General features: G+C 68.8%; 9 protein-coding genes. 2 read left to right on the top strand and 7 right to left on the bottom strand.

Annotation, left to right across the window (positions count from 1 at the left end; translation table 11 throughout):
• The first annotated feature begins 264 nt into the window (after positions 1 to 264).
• On the top strand, positions 265 to 1,428 hold the full coding sequence (locus tag HWX14_RS24740) for an arabinogalactan endo-1,4-beta-galactosidase (RefSeq protein WP_175884988.1): 1,164 nt from the start codon (positions 265 to 267) through the stop codon (positions 1,426 to 1,428).
• 42 nt (positions 1,429 to 1,470) lie between these two features.
• Here the strand turns inward: HWX14_RS24740 and HWX14_RS24735 are convergent, their stop codons facing one another.
• From HWX14_RS24735 to ugpC, 6 genes are all read right to left on the bottom strand, one after another.
• On the bottom strand, positions 1,471 to 2,760 hold the full coding sequence (locus tag HWX14_RS24735) for a sugar efflux transporter (protein ID WP_175884987.1): 1,290 nt from the start codon (positions 2,758 to 2,760) through the stop codon (positions 1,471 to 1,473).
• A gap of 4 nt (positions 2,761 to 2,764) precedes the next feature.
• Positions 2,765 to 4,735: a beta-galactosidase gene (locus HWX14_RS24730; protein WP_175884986.1), complete on the bottom strand. Its 1,971-nt coding sequence runs from the start codon at positions 4,733 to 4,735 to the stop codon at positions 2,765 to 2,767.
• Between the two features lie 36 nt (positions 4,736 to 4,771).
• Positions 4,772 to 5,623 carry a carbohydrate ABC transporter permease gene (locus HWX14_RS24725; RefSeq protein WP_175884985.1) on the bottom strand — a complete coding sequence of 284 codons (852 nt, stop codon included), beginning with the start codon at positions 5,621 to 5,623 and terminating at the stop codon, positions 4,772 to 4,774.
• Between the two features lie 23 nt (positions 5,624 to 5,646).
• The gene (locus HWX14_RS24720; protein WP_175884984.1) at positions 5,647 to 6,564 is read right to left on the bottom strand and encodes a sugar ABC transporter permease; all 918 of its coding nucleotides are present in this window, start codon (positions 6,562 to 6,564) and stop codon (positions 5,647 to 5,649) included.
• Positions 6,565 to 6,646: 82 nt separating this feature from the next.
• Positions 6,647 to 7,885, bottom strand: coding sequence for an extracellular solute-binding protein (locus tag HWX14_RS24715; RefSeq protein ID WP_175884983.1), 1,239 nt, complete (start codon positions 7,883 to 7,885; stop codon positions 6,647 to 6,649).
• A gap of 63 nt (positions 7,886 to 7,948) precedes the next feature.
• Positions 7,949 to 9,103: a sn-glycerol-3-phosphate ABC transporter ATP-binding protein UgpC gene (ugpC, locus tag HWX14_RS24710; protein WP_175884982.1), complete on the bottom strand. Its 1,155-nt coding sequence runs from the start codon at positions 9,101 to 9,103 to the stop codon at positions 7,949 to 7,951.
• A gap of 235 nt (positions 9,104 to 9,338) precedes the next feature.
• Between ugpC and HWX14_RS24705 the strand changes: the two genes are divergently transcribed.
• The gene (locus HWX14_RS24705; protein WP_175884981.1) at positions 9,339 to 10,352 is read left to right on the top strand and encodes a LacI family DNA-binding transcriptional regulator; all 1,014 of its coding nucleotides are present in this window, start codon (positions 9,339 to 9,341) and stop codon (positions 10,350 to 10,352) included.
• Positions 10,353 to 10,702: 350 nt separating this feature from the next.
• Here the strand turns inward: HWX14_RS24705 and HWX14_RS24700 are convergent, their stop codons facing one another.
• Entirely contained in the window at positions 10,703 to 13,003 is a 2,301-nt protein-coding gene (locus HWX14_RS24700; RefSeq protein ID WP_244130326.1) for a hypothetical protein, read from the bottom strand.
• Positions 13,004 to 13,819: the final 816 nt, after the last annotated feature.

Here is a 13,819-nt window from a genome sequence, read left to right as displayed (position 1 = left end):
TGATCCCGCTGACCGCGGTGCGGCGCCTGGCGCACGTCGATGGCCGCGTCCGCGCCCATCGCTCCTTCCGCCGGATTGCGCTGCGACAAGAAGCGGCGCGTGACGGCGCTCGCCAGATAGTAGGCAACGCAAGCGTTCTTTGCATGGGCGGCGACAGGTGCGCTACGCTCCATTCGGCCTCGCATTGCGGGCCGAAATTTAAGCGCTTAAAAATCTTGAAGCCGACCCCGCGTCCGACGGGGTCCATGACCATGGAGGAAGACGATGAACAGACGATCGATGCTGCGCTGGAGCATGTCGAGCGCGGCGCTTGCGTGCCTCGACCTGGCTGGCCCGCTGCCCGCCTTCGCACAACCCGCCGCGCGCAATGCGGCGGCGAGCCCGTTCGCGATGGGAGCCGACATCTCGACGTTGCCGGAACTCGAAGCGCATGGCGCGACCTTCTTCGACCGCGGCGCCGCGCCGCGCGACTGCCTGAAAATTCTCCGCGCGCACGGCGTCGATTCGATCCGGATCAAGGTCTGGAACGATCCCGGCAACCCGGATTTCTTCCCCGCGAACCAGAGCGATGCAGCGGGCTACAACAATGCCGCGCACGTCGTCGCGCTCGCGCAGCGCGCGGCCGCGCTGGGGATGCGCATCCTGATCGACTTCCACTACAGCGACTGGTGGGCCGACCCCGGCAAGCAATATCCGCCGCATGCGTGGGCCGGCAAGAGCCTGACCGAAACCTGCGCGCTGCTGTCGGCGTACACGACCGACGTGCTGCGCCGGCTGCAGCGCGCCGGCGTGCGTCCCGAGTGGGTGCAGATCGGCAACGAGATCACGGGTGGGATGCTGTGGCCGCTCGGCCGCTACGACCAGTGGGACAACCTCGCGCAGTTGCTGAAAACCGGTCACGATGCGGTGAAGGCCGTCGATCCGCGCATCAAGGTGATGCTGCACATCGACAGCGGCGGCGACAACGGCAAGAGCCGCTGGTGGTTCGACAGCGCGACGCAGCGCGGCGTCGCGTTCGACGTGATCGGGCTGTCGTACTACCCGCAATGGCAAGGCGCGCTCGACGATCTGCGCAACAACGCGAACGATCTCGCGGTGCGCTACGACAAGGAGCTGATCGTCGTCGAAACCGCGTATCCGTGGACCACGAGCGACGGCGATTCGGAGCCGAACGCGATGACGAACACCGGATCGACGACCTTTCCGCCGTCGCCGGCCGGCCAGGCGCAATTCCTCGCGGCAGTCGTCGATATCGTGAAGGGCGTGCCGGGCAATCGCGGCAAGGGCGTGTTCTGGTGGGAACCGGAATGGATTCCGACGCCGGGTGTCGGCTGGAAGCTCGGCGCGGGTGACCAGTGGGACAACAACACGCTGTTCGATTTCCACGGTCACGCGCTGCCGTCGCTCGACGCGTTCCGGCAGCGCTGACGCGTCACGGTGGCGCTGCTTCACCGCACCGGCGCATTCGCGTCAGTGCGGTGAATCGAAGCCGCGGCGCGCAGCGCTCGTACGGCCGGCGCCGCCCCGCTCGCCGTATGCGTCCACGGCGAGCAGCGCACACGCCACGAGCGCGAGCCCGCAGCAGCCGGCGAACGTCGCGCGATAGCCGAACAGATCGACGCACGCGCCCGACAGCACCCCCGATGCGATCGAGCCGACCCGCGCGGTGCTGAAGAACATCGCGGTCGCGGTGCCGGGGCGCGTGGGCATCAGGTCGCACACGCGCGTCATCCCGAGACACGACGTGATCGCGACCACGCACGCGCTCAGCAGTTGCAGCGGCAGGATCAGGCTCACGCGCGTGACCGCCGCGAGGCCGATGAAATACGCGGCATGCACGAGCGCGCACGCGGTCAGCCAGTGCGCCTTGTCGAGGCGCGTCGAGCGAATGCCGAGCCACAGCATCATCGGAATCTCGAGCAACGCGGCCAGCCCGAGCGCGGCCGACACGTTCGCCGGCGTGCCGCCGAGCGCACGCACGATATAGAGCGGCAGCACGATCATCGTCGCGTTCGCCGCGAGCCCGATCAGCGTGAGCGCGACGAGGGTGCGCAGCACGCTGGCGCGCGGCGCGACGACCGCCGCCGCCGCGCGTGCATCGTCAGGCGACGGCGCGGTGCGGTCCATGGCTCGCACGTGAACGGCCGCGGGCCGCCGCGCCGGCTCCGGAATCCGCGCGACGATCGCCGCGCAGGCGACGAAGCCCGCGGATGCCGCCAGAAAGAGGCCGGTAAAACCCGTCTGCGCGAGAATCAGCGCACCGAGCGCGGGACCGAACACCCATGCGATCGACAGCATCGTGCGCAGCGCGGCCGACGCGAGTTCGCGCTGCGCATCGTCGGCGACGGGCAGCACCGCGCGCGCGAACGAGAAGATCTGCGACAGCGACACGGCGCCCGCGCCGAGCAGGATCGTGCCGGCGGCGATCGCCGGCCCGTGCGCGCGCAGCACGCACAGCAGCGCGAAACCGAGCGCGGCCGCCGCGAGCGACACCACGAGCAACGGCCGGTGCCGGTCGCGTCGATCCGACCAGCGCCCGGCCCACGTGCTCGCGACGACGCCGCTCGCCGCGATCAGCGTCATGAAGACGCCGGCCAGAGACGGCGACATCCCCGCCGCCTCGACGCCGAACAGCGACAGGTACGGCGCGGTGAACGACATCGCGACGCCGAGCATCAGCGCCGCCGCGGACAGCGGTACGAAGTACGCGATTCCCGCCAGGCGCGCGAAATGCGACTGCAGCGACCGCAACGACTGCATCGCGTCAGTCCGCTGCGACCCACGCGGCCACGTCGACCGCGCCGAGGTCGCGGCTGCCGAGCACGAAGCGCGTACCGGCCGGCGCGGGCAGCATGCACGGCGTGCCACCGTAGTTGAACGCGAACGTCACGCGCCCGCGTCGACGCAATCGCACACCGTCCGGTAGCGCGCACACTTGCAACCCGGCATCGCGTGCGCAGCGGGCAATGATCGCGCGCAACAGCGTTCGATCGAAACAGGCAGTCGCCATCGTCACGGGGCCACGCCGCACGAGTGCGGGTACACCGTCGTCGCATGCGGCGAGCACGTCGACGCCAGGCGCCGCGTCCATATCGACGTGATCGCGCCATTTCAGCGCATGGCCGTCGACGCCGTCGAACGACACGCGCGGCGCGAGCGACGGCCGCAGCGACTCGACCTGGCCGATCCGCACCGGCAGCACGTCGCGCAGCGTGCCCGGTGCGAGACCCGGCGCGATCGCGAATTCCGCGGTGCGCGAACCCGTGCGCGGGCCGAACAGCCAGTGTGCGTGTCCGCTCGCGGCCTGTTCGACGATGCGATCCGTGACGACGGGCAGCGTCGGCGCGACGACGAGCGCATAACGCGACACGTCGGCGCCGGCCGCGACGATGTCGACATCGAGGCCCAGTTCGCGCAGCGCGCGATACCAGTCCAACGCATGCTGCTGATAGTCGAAATCGGCGCCGTGCGGCTGGATCCGGATCATCCAGTCGGCCTCGTAGTCGAACAGCAGCGCGACGCGGGCCGTCCCGCGCTCGCCGGCGACGAGCGCGGGATCCAGCGCGGCGATTTCCCGCGCGACGCGCGCCACTTCATGACCGCCCGGCGACAGCCGGTCGTCCGGTGCGTTGAGCCCCGAATGCAGTTGCTCCTGCGCATGCGGATACTGCCGCCAGCGGAAATACGACACGAGCTCCGCGCCATGCGCGAACGCTTCCCACGTCCACAGCCGCACCGCGCCCGCGTGCGGCACCGGGTTGTACGGCCCCCAGTTGACGGGCCCCGCCTGTTGCTCCATCACCCACATCCGGCCGTTGCCGACCCCGCGATACAGATCGTGCGAGAACGCCGACACGTCCGGATGCCCGGTGCGGGCCCAGCGTTGCTTGTCCGCTTCGTCGAGCGGCAGCACTTCGGTACGCGGCACCGGATAGCTGTCCCACGCGGCGACGTCGAGGCCGCCACGCGCGAACGCGTAATGATCGAACTCGGTGTAAAACCCCATGAAGTTGTGCAGCACGTCGCGGCCCGGCGCGTGCGGACGAATCGCGTCGACCTGCACCGCATGAAACCGCGCGACCTCGTCCGACTGATAGCGCCGGAAGTCGAGCAGATGCGCGGGATTCGCGTCGGTCGGCGTATGACGCGGCAGTTCGATCTCGTCGAAGCCACGATATTCCATGCTCCAGAACACGTTGCCCCACGCGCGGTTCAACGCGCCGATATCGCCGTAGCGCACGGCGAGCCATGCACGGAAGCCTTCGAGCGCCGCACGCGTATAGCTCGGCAACGTGTTGTGGCAGCCGAGTTCGTTGTCGGTCTGCCATGCAATCACCGCCGGATGCGCGCCGTAGCGCCGCGCCATTGCGTCGGCGATGCGCACGCAGTGCTCGCGATACACGGGGCTCGCGATGTCGTAATGGCGACGCGAGCCGAACTGCCACACCGCGCCGTCCGCGCCCACCGGCAGCATCTCCGGATGACGATCGACGAGCCACTTCGGCGGCGCGGCGGTCGGCGTGCCGAGCACGATCTTCAACTGCTGGCGCGCGAGCGTGTCGATCGCTTCGTCGAGCCATGCCCAGTCGTAGCGGCCGGGCTCCGGCTCCATCCGGCTCCACGCGAATTCGGCGATCCGCACGCGCGTCAGGCCCAGTTCGGCCATGCGCCGCGCATCGCGATCCCATTGTTCGCGCGGCCAGTGTTCGGGGTAGTAGCAAACGCCGAGGTGCATCGTGGATTCCTTGCTGAAGAAAGAGGATGGGACGGATCAGCCCTTCGTCGCGCCGAACGTGAGCCCCGCGACGAAGTGCTTCTGCATCGCGAAGAACATCAGCACCGACGGCAGCGCGGCGAGCACGGAGCCGGCCGACACGATGTTCCAGGCGGTCGTCCACTGCCCTTTGAGCGCGGCGACGCCGACGGTGATCGGCGCCGCGTCGTCGCCTTGCGTGAGACACAGCGCCCAGAAGTAGTCGTTCCACACGAACGTGAACACGAGGATCGCGAGCGCCGCGAGCGCGGGCCGCACGAGCGGCAGCACGACGCGCCAGTAGATCGCCCACTCGGACGCGCCTTCGACGCGCGCGGCCTCGATCAGCTCGAACGGCAGCTCGCGGATGAAGTTGCGCAGGAACAGCGTGCAGAAGCCGGTCTGGAACGCGGTGTGGAACAGCACGAGCGCCCACACGGTGTTGTACAGGCCGACGCCGAGCATGATCTGCCGCACCGGAATCATCAGGATCTGGATCGGCACGAAGTTGCCGGCGACGAACAGCCCGAGCAGCACGAGGTTGCCGCGGAACCGGTAGTTCGCGAGCGCATGCCCGGCGAGCGACGCGAGCAGGATCGACGCGGCCACCGACGGCACCGTGATCAGGAGGCTGTTCGCGAAGTAATGGAGCATCGGCGTCTGCGTGAGCGCGGCGCCGTAGTTGTCGACGAGCGCGAACTGTTTCGGCCAGCTCCAGTAATGACCGGCCATGATCTCGTCGGTCGAGCGGATCGACGTGACGAGCACCGCGAGCAGCGGCACGAGCCACAGCGCGAGCGCGCACGGCAGCGACAGCCGGTACAGCAGACGGGCGGGACGTCCCCAGCGGGAAACAGGCATCGGGTACATGTTTGTGATCCTTACTATGATCCTTACGACTCGACGCGCACCAGCTTGCGCAGCTGCCACACGATGTAGACGAGCATGATCGCGAACAGCACGACGGCGATCGCGGCCGAATAGCCTTCGCGGTAGTACTTGATCGCCTGGTCGACCATGAAATACGCGAGCACGGTCGAGCTGTCGAACGGGCCGCCGCCCGTCATCACCGAGATCAGGTCGAAGCTGCGCAGCGCGCCGATCACGGTCAGCACGACCGCCATGAAGGTCGCGGGCCGCAGTTGCGGCAGGATCACGTGCCAGAGCAGCGTGAAGCCGCGCGCGCCTTCCATCCGCGCCGCTTCGACGATCTCGCCGTTGATGCCGGTCAATCCGGTCAGGTACAGGATCATGCAGAACGGAATCTGCGGCCACAGCGCGGCGGCGATCACGCCGTAGGTCGCATAGCGCGGATCGCCGAGCACCGGGATCCCGTGCCCGACGATCAGCTTCAGCAGCCCGAACGTCGGGTCGTAGAACCACGAGAACACGAGGCCGACCACGACGCCCGGCAGCACGAACGGCGCGAAGAACAGCGACTTCACGAGCCGGATGCCGAACACGTTCTGGTTCAGGTACAGCGCGAGCGCGAGGCCGAGCGGCGGCGCGGCGAGGAACAGCACGAGCCACAGCACGTTGTTCTTCAGCGCGACGGTGAACGTATCGGACTCCAGCAGCTCGCGATAGTTGTCGAGCCCGGCGAACGTCATCGGCGTCATCCCGTCCCAGTGATGGAAGCTCAGCCAGATGCTGCTGACGATCGGGTACAGCACGAACACGGTGAAGAGCGCGAAACCCGGCAACACGAACCACAGGGCCGCGCGGTTGCGCCGCCGTGCGAGCGACGCGCGTGCAGGCCGCCGTGGGCCGGCATCGCGGCGCGCGGCGCTTTCGGACAGGCTGGTTGACATGAGATGACCTTCGATGAAACGAACGTGACGGTGACGACGCAGCACCGGGCCGGCATCGTCGCCGGCCCGGCCGCACGGCGCATTACTTGCGGTAGATGCGCTTGCGGGTCTGCTCGAGGCGCTGCAGGACCGCATCGAGCTGCGCCGGATCGGACAGGAATTGCTGCATCGCCTTCATCCCCTCGTCCGCCATTTCCTTCGTCATGTCGCGGTCGTAGAACTGCGCGATGCCGCCCGGCGTCGTCGCGAGCGTGCGGAAGCCGATCTTCGAGATCGGGTCTTGCGGCTCGGGCGCCTTGTTGTTCGACGGCAGTTGCCCCATCCCCTTCGCGAACTCGCCGCTGACCGCCGGTTGCCCCATGAACGCGAGGAAGCGTCGCGCATCGGCCTTGTTGTGCGCCTTCGCGGGGACGATCAGCACGTTGACCGGGCCGTCCTCGGCAAGCGGCACCGACGCGTCGATCGCCGGGAAGCGGAAGAAGCCGATCGGGTTGCGCGCCGCGCTCAGCAGTCCTGCCGAATACCAGGTGCCCATCAGTGTCATCGCGGCCTGGCCGTTGACGATCAGCGGGCTCAGCGAATCGACGTCGTAGGACAGTGCGTTGTCGATGAAATACTTGTCGTCGATCAGCTTCTTCCAGGCCGCATACACGGCCCGCACGCGCGGATCGGTATAGGCGACGTCGCCGGCCATCAGCTTCTGGTGGAACGCATAGCCGTTGATCCGCAGGTCGAGGTAATCGAACCACGCGGCGAGCGTCCATGCATCGCGCGCGGCCACCGCGATCGGCGCGATGCCGGCCGCCTTCAGCTTGCGGCACGCGTCGAGAAACTGCGGCCAGTCGGCCGGCTCGCCGTGAATGCCGGCCTTCTCGAACAGGTCCTTGCGATAGAACAGTCCGTACGCGTCATAGCCGAGCGGCAAACTGTAGAGCTTGCCGCCGTAAGTCGACGACTGCTTCACGGACGCATACGTGTCGCTCCAGCCGTTCTTCTGCCAGTCCGCACTCAGGTCCTCGATCAGCCCGCGCTTCGCGAAATACGCGAGCCGTTCGCCGTTGTTCCAGCTCAGCACGTCGGGCGGATCGGTCGCGAGCCAACCCGACATCTGCACCTTGTACGCCTCCTCGCCGACGTAGCTGACTTTCAGGTCGATATCCGGATTCGCCTTGTGGAACTGGTCGAACGCTGCCTGCCACGTCGCGCGCTGGTTGCCGCGCGCGGCAACGTTCACTTTCAGCGTGCCCGCGTCGGCCGTGCCCGCGGCGCACGCCGCGGCAGTCGTCAGGGCAAGCAGCAGTCGGCTCGCACGAAGTCTCATCGTTGTCTCCTGGTATTGGTGTGTTGAATGCCGCGTCGCGCGCGGCGGGTCGGCATCGCGCCGCTACGCGAACGCCGCTTCGGCGTGAAGGGCCGGCAACGCGATGCCGGCTTCGTCGAACAGGTGGCAGCTCGCCGGCGGCACGCAAAACGCATGCCGTTCGCCGCGCCGCAATGCGGCCTGCCCCGGCAGTTTCGCGAGCAACGGCACACCGTCGGGCTGGTCGAGATGCACGTACGCGGCTTCGCCGAGCTGCTCGACGAGCGCAACGTCGCGCACGATCGACGGCAAGCCCGCATCGCCGGACGCGGCGAGCATCAGGTGCTCGGGACGAATCCCGAGCGTCACGCGCGCGCCGCGACCGACGTCGCGCGGCAACGGGCGATCGTGCAGCGTCAGTGTTTCGCCGGTGCCTTCGAGCGTCAGCCGGCAGCCGTGCGCATCGCTCGCATCGACGACGGCCGGCAGGAAGTTCATCCGCGGCGAGCCGATGAAGCCCGCGACAAAGCGGTTGGCCGGCCGGTGATACAGCTCGAGCGGCGCACCGGCCTGTGCGATGCTGCCGAAGCGCGCGACGTCGTCGCCCGCATGCAGCAGCACGATCCGGTCGGCCAGCGTCATCGCCTCGATCTGGTCGTGCGTGACGTAGACCGAACTCGATTGCGCGAAGCGCGCGTGCAGCCGCGCGATTTCGACACGCGTCTGGCCGCGCAGCGTCGCGTCGAGATTCGACAGCGGCTCGTCGAACAGGAACACGCGCGGCTCGCGCACGATCGCGCGGCCAATCGCGACGCGCTGCCGCTGCCCGCCGGACAACGCCTTCGGCTTGCGATCGAGCAGCGCTTCAAGCTGCAGCACGCGCGCAGCCTCGGTCACGCGGCGGCGGATCTCGTCCTTCGGCGTGCCGGCGATCCGCAGCCCGAAACCGATGTTGTCGAACACCGTCATGTGCGGAAACAGCGCATAGCTCTGGAACACCATCGCGACGCCGCGCTCCGCGGGCGGCGTGTCGTTCATCCGTGCGCCGCCGATCCGCAGCTCGCCTTCGGTCACGTCCTCGAGCCCGGCGATCATCCGCAACAGCGTGGATTTTCCGCAGCCCGACGGACCGAGAAACACGCAGAATTCGTGCGACGCGATCTCGAGATTCACGTCGCGCAGCACCGGCGCATGGTCGCCGTAGCGCTTCGAGACATCCTTCATTGAAATGGCGGTCATCGCGCTCTCCTGTCGTCCGTCACACGCATCGGATCGGAAAATTTAAACGCTTAAATTTCAGTGGCGCGCTTCGCCCGGTTCGCCGTACCATGTCGTCTCCTTCCTCTGATGTGTCGAGAAATTAGCGTATCGGCTGTCCCTGTGCAACTTGTGGGACGCACTCCCAGAATATGAGCAGACACTCCCCCGCTTCACTTCCGCAGCATCGCGTTAATCGGCCGATCGGAGGCCGCGCATGGTGACGCTCGCGCAAGTCGCGCAGCGCGCGAACGTCACGGCGGCGACCGTCTCGAACGTGCTGCGCAATCCGCAGAAGGTGAAGCCGGCGACCGTCGAACGCGTGATGGCGGCGATCCGCGAGCTCGGCTACCGGCCGAACCTGACCGCGCGCGCGCTCGCCGAGGGCCGCACGTCGACGCTCGCGCTGATGCTGTCGAACATCACGAACCCGTTCTATCCGGAGTTCGTGCTGGCCGCCGAACGCGAGGCGCGCAAGCGCGGCCATTACCTGCTCGTGTCCAATACCGACGACGATCCGGCGATCACGCGCAACTACCTCGAGCGGATCGCGGGGACGCTCGCGGCCGGCGCGATCGTGATGAACACCGATCTCGCCGAAGCGGAACTCGCCGACATCGCACGTCACGGCGCATCGATCGTGCTGTGCATGTGGGAGCACGTGCATGCGTCGCGCACGCTGCCGTGCGTGACCGTCGATTTCGCGGCGGCGGGCGCGCTGGCGGCCGCGCATCTGTCCGGGCTGCGGCATCGCGCGTTCGGCGCGCTCGTCGGCAAGGGCTCGGGCGGTCCGCAGTCGGTGCGGCTGCGCGGTTTCGCCGACGAGCTCGCGGCGCGCGGGCATCCGGCGAATGCGCTGACGACCGTGTCGGCGCACGACTCGATCGAAGGCGGCTACGAAGCGGCCGCCGCGCTGCTCAGGGAGAAACCAGGCCTCACCGCGCTGTTCGCGACCAACGACCTGATGGCGATCGGCGCGATGCAGGCCGCCGCCGATCTCGGCCTGCGCGTGCCGGCCGATCTGTCGGTGGTCGGCATGACCGATATCCAGCTCGCCCATCAGTTCCGTCCCGCGCTGACCACGGTGCGGTTCCCGACCGCGCAGATCGCCGCGCGGGCAATCGCGCTGACGCTCGACATGATCGACGGGATCGAGCCGGCCGCGGCCGTGCATACGATCGGCGCGCCCGAGCTCGTCGTGCGCGAATCGACCGGGGCGGCGCCGGACTGACGGTTCGATATGCGGGCGTTTGTGCGCGCGGCATGCGGCGGATGCGTCGGGAATGAACGACGCGGCGTCGGTCGCGCGGGTTCCGTTTTCTCGTTCGACGACGACGACGACGGAAAGCGGCACATCGCCACCTTCGACGCGCGGCGAATCGATGCGGGCGGGAAGAAATCGGGAAGTCCGGGATCGCGGCATCCGATGCCGCAGCTCCCGAAACGCAAAAGGGCGCGTCACCGAGACGACGCCGCGCGATTCGACACGATTCGTCGTTCCGCCGGGGTTGTGGGTGACGCGCGTGACGCGTGAAAATTCGCGGCCGCCCGGGCATGCGGCGGCCGCGGTATCGACGTCGACTACTTCTTGATCACCGGGACGGTGAGCGAAGTGACGAGCGACGTCACGGGCGCCAGCAGACCGCCCGACGCGCTACCTCCCCCTTGCGCGGAATTGCCGTTCAACGAAACCGCCAGCGCGGGAACGATGCCGGCCACCGACCCGACGGCCGAACCGACCGATTGCACCGCCGCGTTGGCGATCGTCGCACCGCCGGAGATGAGCGCCCCCGCGGCGTTCGTCACCCCGCCGACCGCACCGGCTGCCGTGCCGCCGTTGAGCGCGACACTCAATGCCGGGAGCGTTCCGGCGACCGCGCCGGCGGTGCCGGTCACGGTGTGCGCGAGCGAACCCGTCAGGCCGGTGGTGACCGTCGCGAGCGATCCCGCCGCACCGGTTGCGCCGGAGAGGACGCCGGCTCCCGAGCCGACGACGTTGCCGGCGCCGCCGGTGGCGGATCCGATCAGCGACGTGACGGTCGAGGCGATCGGTGCGATCGCCGCCGTGCCGCTGCCGGCGAGGCCGGTTATCGCGCCGGACGCTGCGCCGATCGCACCGGTGGCTGCGCCGACCGGCAGCGAGCCGCCGAGATTGCCGACGATGCTCGTGATCGGCGTGATCAGCGCGCCGCCGTTGCCCGCAACACCGGTGACGGCGTTGACGACGCCGGTGCCGGTGTTGGCGACCGTGCCCACGATGCTGCCGAGACCGCCGGTCGCGCCGCCGGCGCCGCCCACTGCGCCAGCCAATGTCCCGACTGCGCCGGTTGCCGTGTTGGCTACCGTGCCAACGACGCCGCCGAGACCGCCGGTTGCGCCGCCGACACCACCCGCGGCACCGGCCAACGTTCCGACTACACCCGTGGCCGTGTTACCCACCGTGCCCACGATGCCACCGAGACCGCCGGTCGCGCCGCCGACACCACCCGCGGCACCGGCCAACGTTCCGACTACACCGGTGGCCGAGTTAGCGACCGTACCGACGACGCCACCGAGACTGCCGAGGCCACCGGTCGTCCCGCCGCCGACACCACCCAGTGCGCCAGTCAGGGTTCCGACTGCGCCCGTCGCCGTGTTCGCGACCGTGCCGACGACACCACCGAGGCCGCCGGTCCCGCCGCCGACGCCACCCAGTGCGCCCGTCAGGGTTCCGACTGCGCCCGTCGCCGTGTTCGCGACCGTGCCGACAACACCGCCCAGACCACCGGTCCCGCCGCCGCCAACACCGCCCAGAGCACCAGTCAGCGTGCCGACTGCGCCCGTTGCCGTGTTCGCGACCGTGCCCACGACACCGCCGAGGCCGCCGGTCCCGCCGCCGACACCACCCAGTGCGCCAGTCAGGGTTCCGACTGCGCCCGTCGCCGTGTTCGCGACCGTGCCGACGACACCGCCCAGACCACCCGTCCCGCCGCCAACACCGCCCAGTGCACCGGTCAGCGTTCCGACTGCGCCCGTTGCCGTGTTCGCGACCGTGCCGACAACACCGCCCAGACCACCCGTCCCGCCGCCGACACCGCCCAGTGCGCCAGTCAGGGTTCCGACTGCGCCCGCTGCCGTGTTCGCGACCGTGCCCACGACACCGCCGAGGCCGCCGGTCCCGCCGCCGACACCACCCAGTGCGCCCGTCACCGCTCCGACTGCACCGCTTGCCGCATTACCCACTGTCCCGACAACACCACCGAGACCGCCAGTCCCGCCACCGATGCCACCCAGTGCGCCAGTCAGCGTTCCGACTGCACCTGTTGCCGTGTTCGCGACCGTGCCGACAACACCACCCAGACCACCGGTCCCACCACCGCCGATGCCACCCAGTGCACCGGTTACCGTGCCGACCACGCCACCAAGACCGCCGGTCGGATCACCGATACCACCCAAGGCACCCGTCACCGTACCGACTGCGCCGCTGGCCGCATTACCCACTGTCCCGACAACACCACCGAGACCGCCAGTCCCGCCACCGATGCCACCCAGTGCGCCAGTCAGCGTTCCGACTGCACCTGTTGCCGTGTTCGCGACCGTTCCGATAACGCCGCCGAGGCCGCCCGTCGGGTTGCCACCACCGATGCCGCCCAGTGCGCCGGTTACCGTGCCAACCACACCACCAAGCCCACCGGTCGGATCGCCCACACCACCTAAGGCACCCGTCACCGTACCCACTGCGCCGCTTGCCGCGTTGCCCACGGTTCCGACAACACCACCGAGGCCGCCCGTCGGGTTACCACCGCCGATGCCACCCAGTGCACCAGTTACCGTACCGACCACACCACCAAGTCCACCGGTCGGATCGCCAACACCACCCAAAGCACCCGTCACCGTACCCACTGCACCGCTTGCCGCGTTGCCCACCGTTCCAACAACGCTACCGAGGCCGCCGGTCGGATTGCTACCCCCGATGCCACCCAGCGCACCGGTTACGGCGCTAACCACACCACCCAGACCACCAGTCGGATCGCCAACACCACCTAAGGCACCCGTTACCGTACCCACTGCGCCGCTTGCCGCATTGCCCACCGTCCCGACAACGCCGCCGAGACCGCCGGTCGGGTTGCCACCGCCGATGCCACCCAGTGCGCCGGTTACCGTACCAACGACGCCACCAAGTCCACCAGTCGGATTACCAACACCGCCCAAGGCACCCGTTACAGCGCCGACCGCGCCAGTTGCCGTATTCGCCACCGTCCCGACGACACCACCAAGCCCACCCGTCCCCCCACCACTTCCAAGGCCGCCCAGCGCGCCGGTCACCGTGCCAACGACACCACCGAGACCACCGGCCGTACCGCCGCCGCCGACACCACCCAAGGCACCCGTCACAGCACCGACCGCCCCAGTTGCCGTATTCGCCACCGTCCCGACGACACCACCAAGCCCACCCGTCCCCCCACCACTTCCAAGGCCGCCCAGCGCACCCGTCACCGTGCCAACGACACCACCGAGACCACCGGCCGTACCGCCGCCGCCGACACCACCCAAGGCACCCGTCACAGCACCGACCGCCCCAGTTGCCGTATTCGCCACGGTCCCGACGACACCACCCAACCCACCCGTCGCACCACCACCCCCACCAACGCCCCCCAACGCCCCCGTCACCGTCCCAACCACCCCCGCGACCGGCTCGAGCAATCCGCTACCGATATC

This window comes from Burkholderia sp. BCC0044, from assembly GCF_902832955.1.
Lineage (GTDB): Bacteria > Pseudomonadota > Gammaproteobacteria > Burkholderiales > Burkholderiaceae > Burkholderia.
This window is presented reverse-complemented; position numbering and strand designations above follow the sequence as displayed.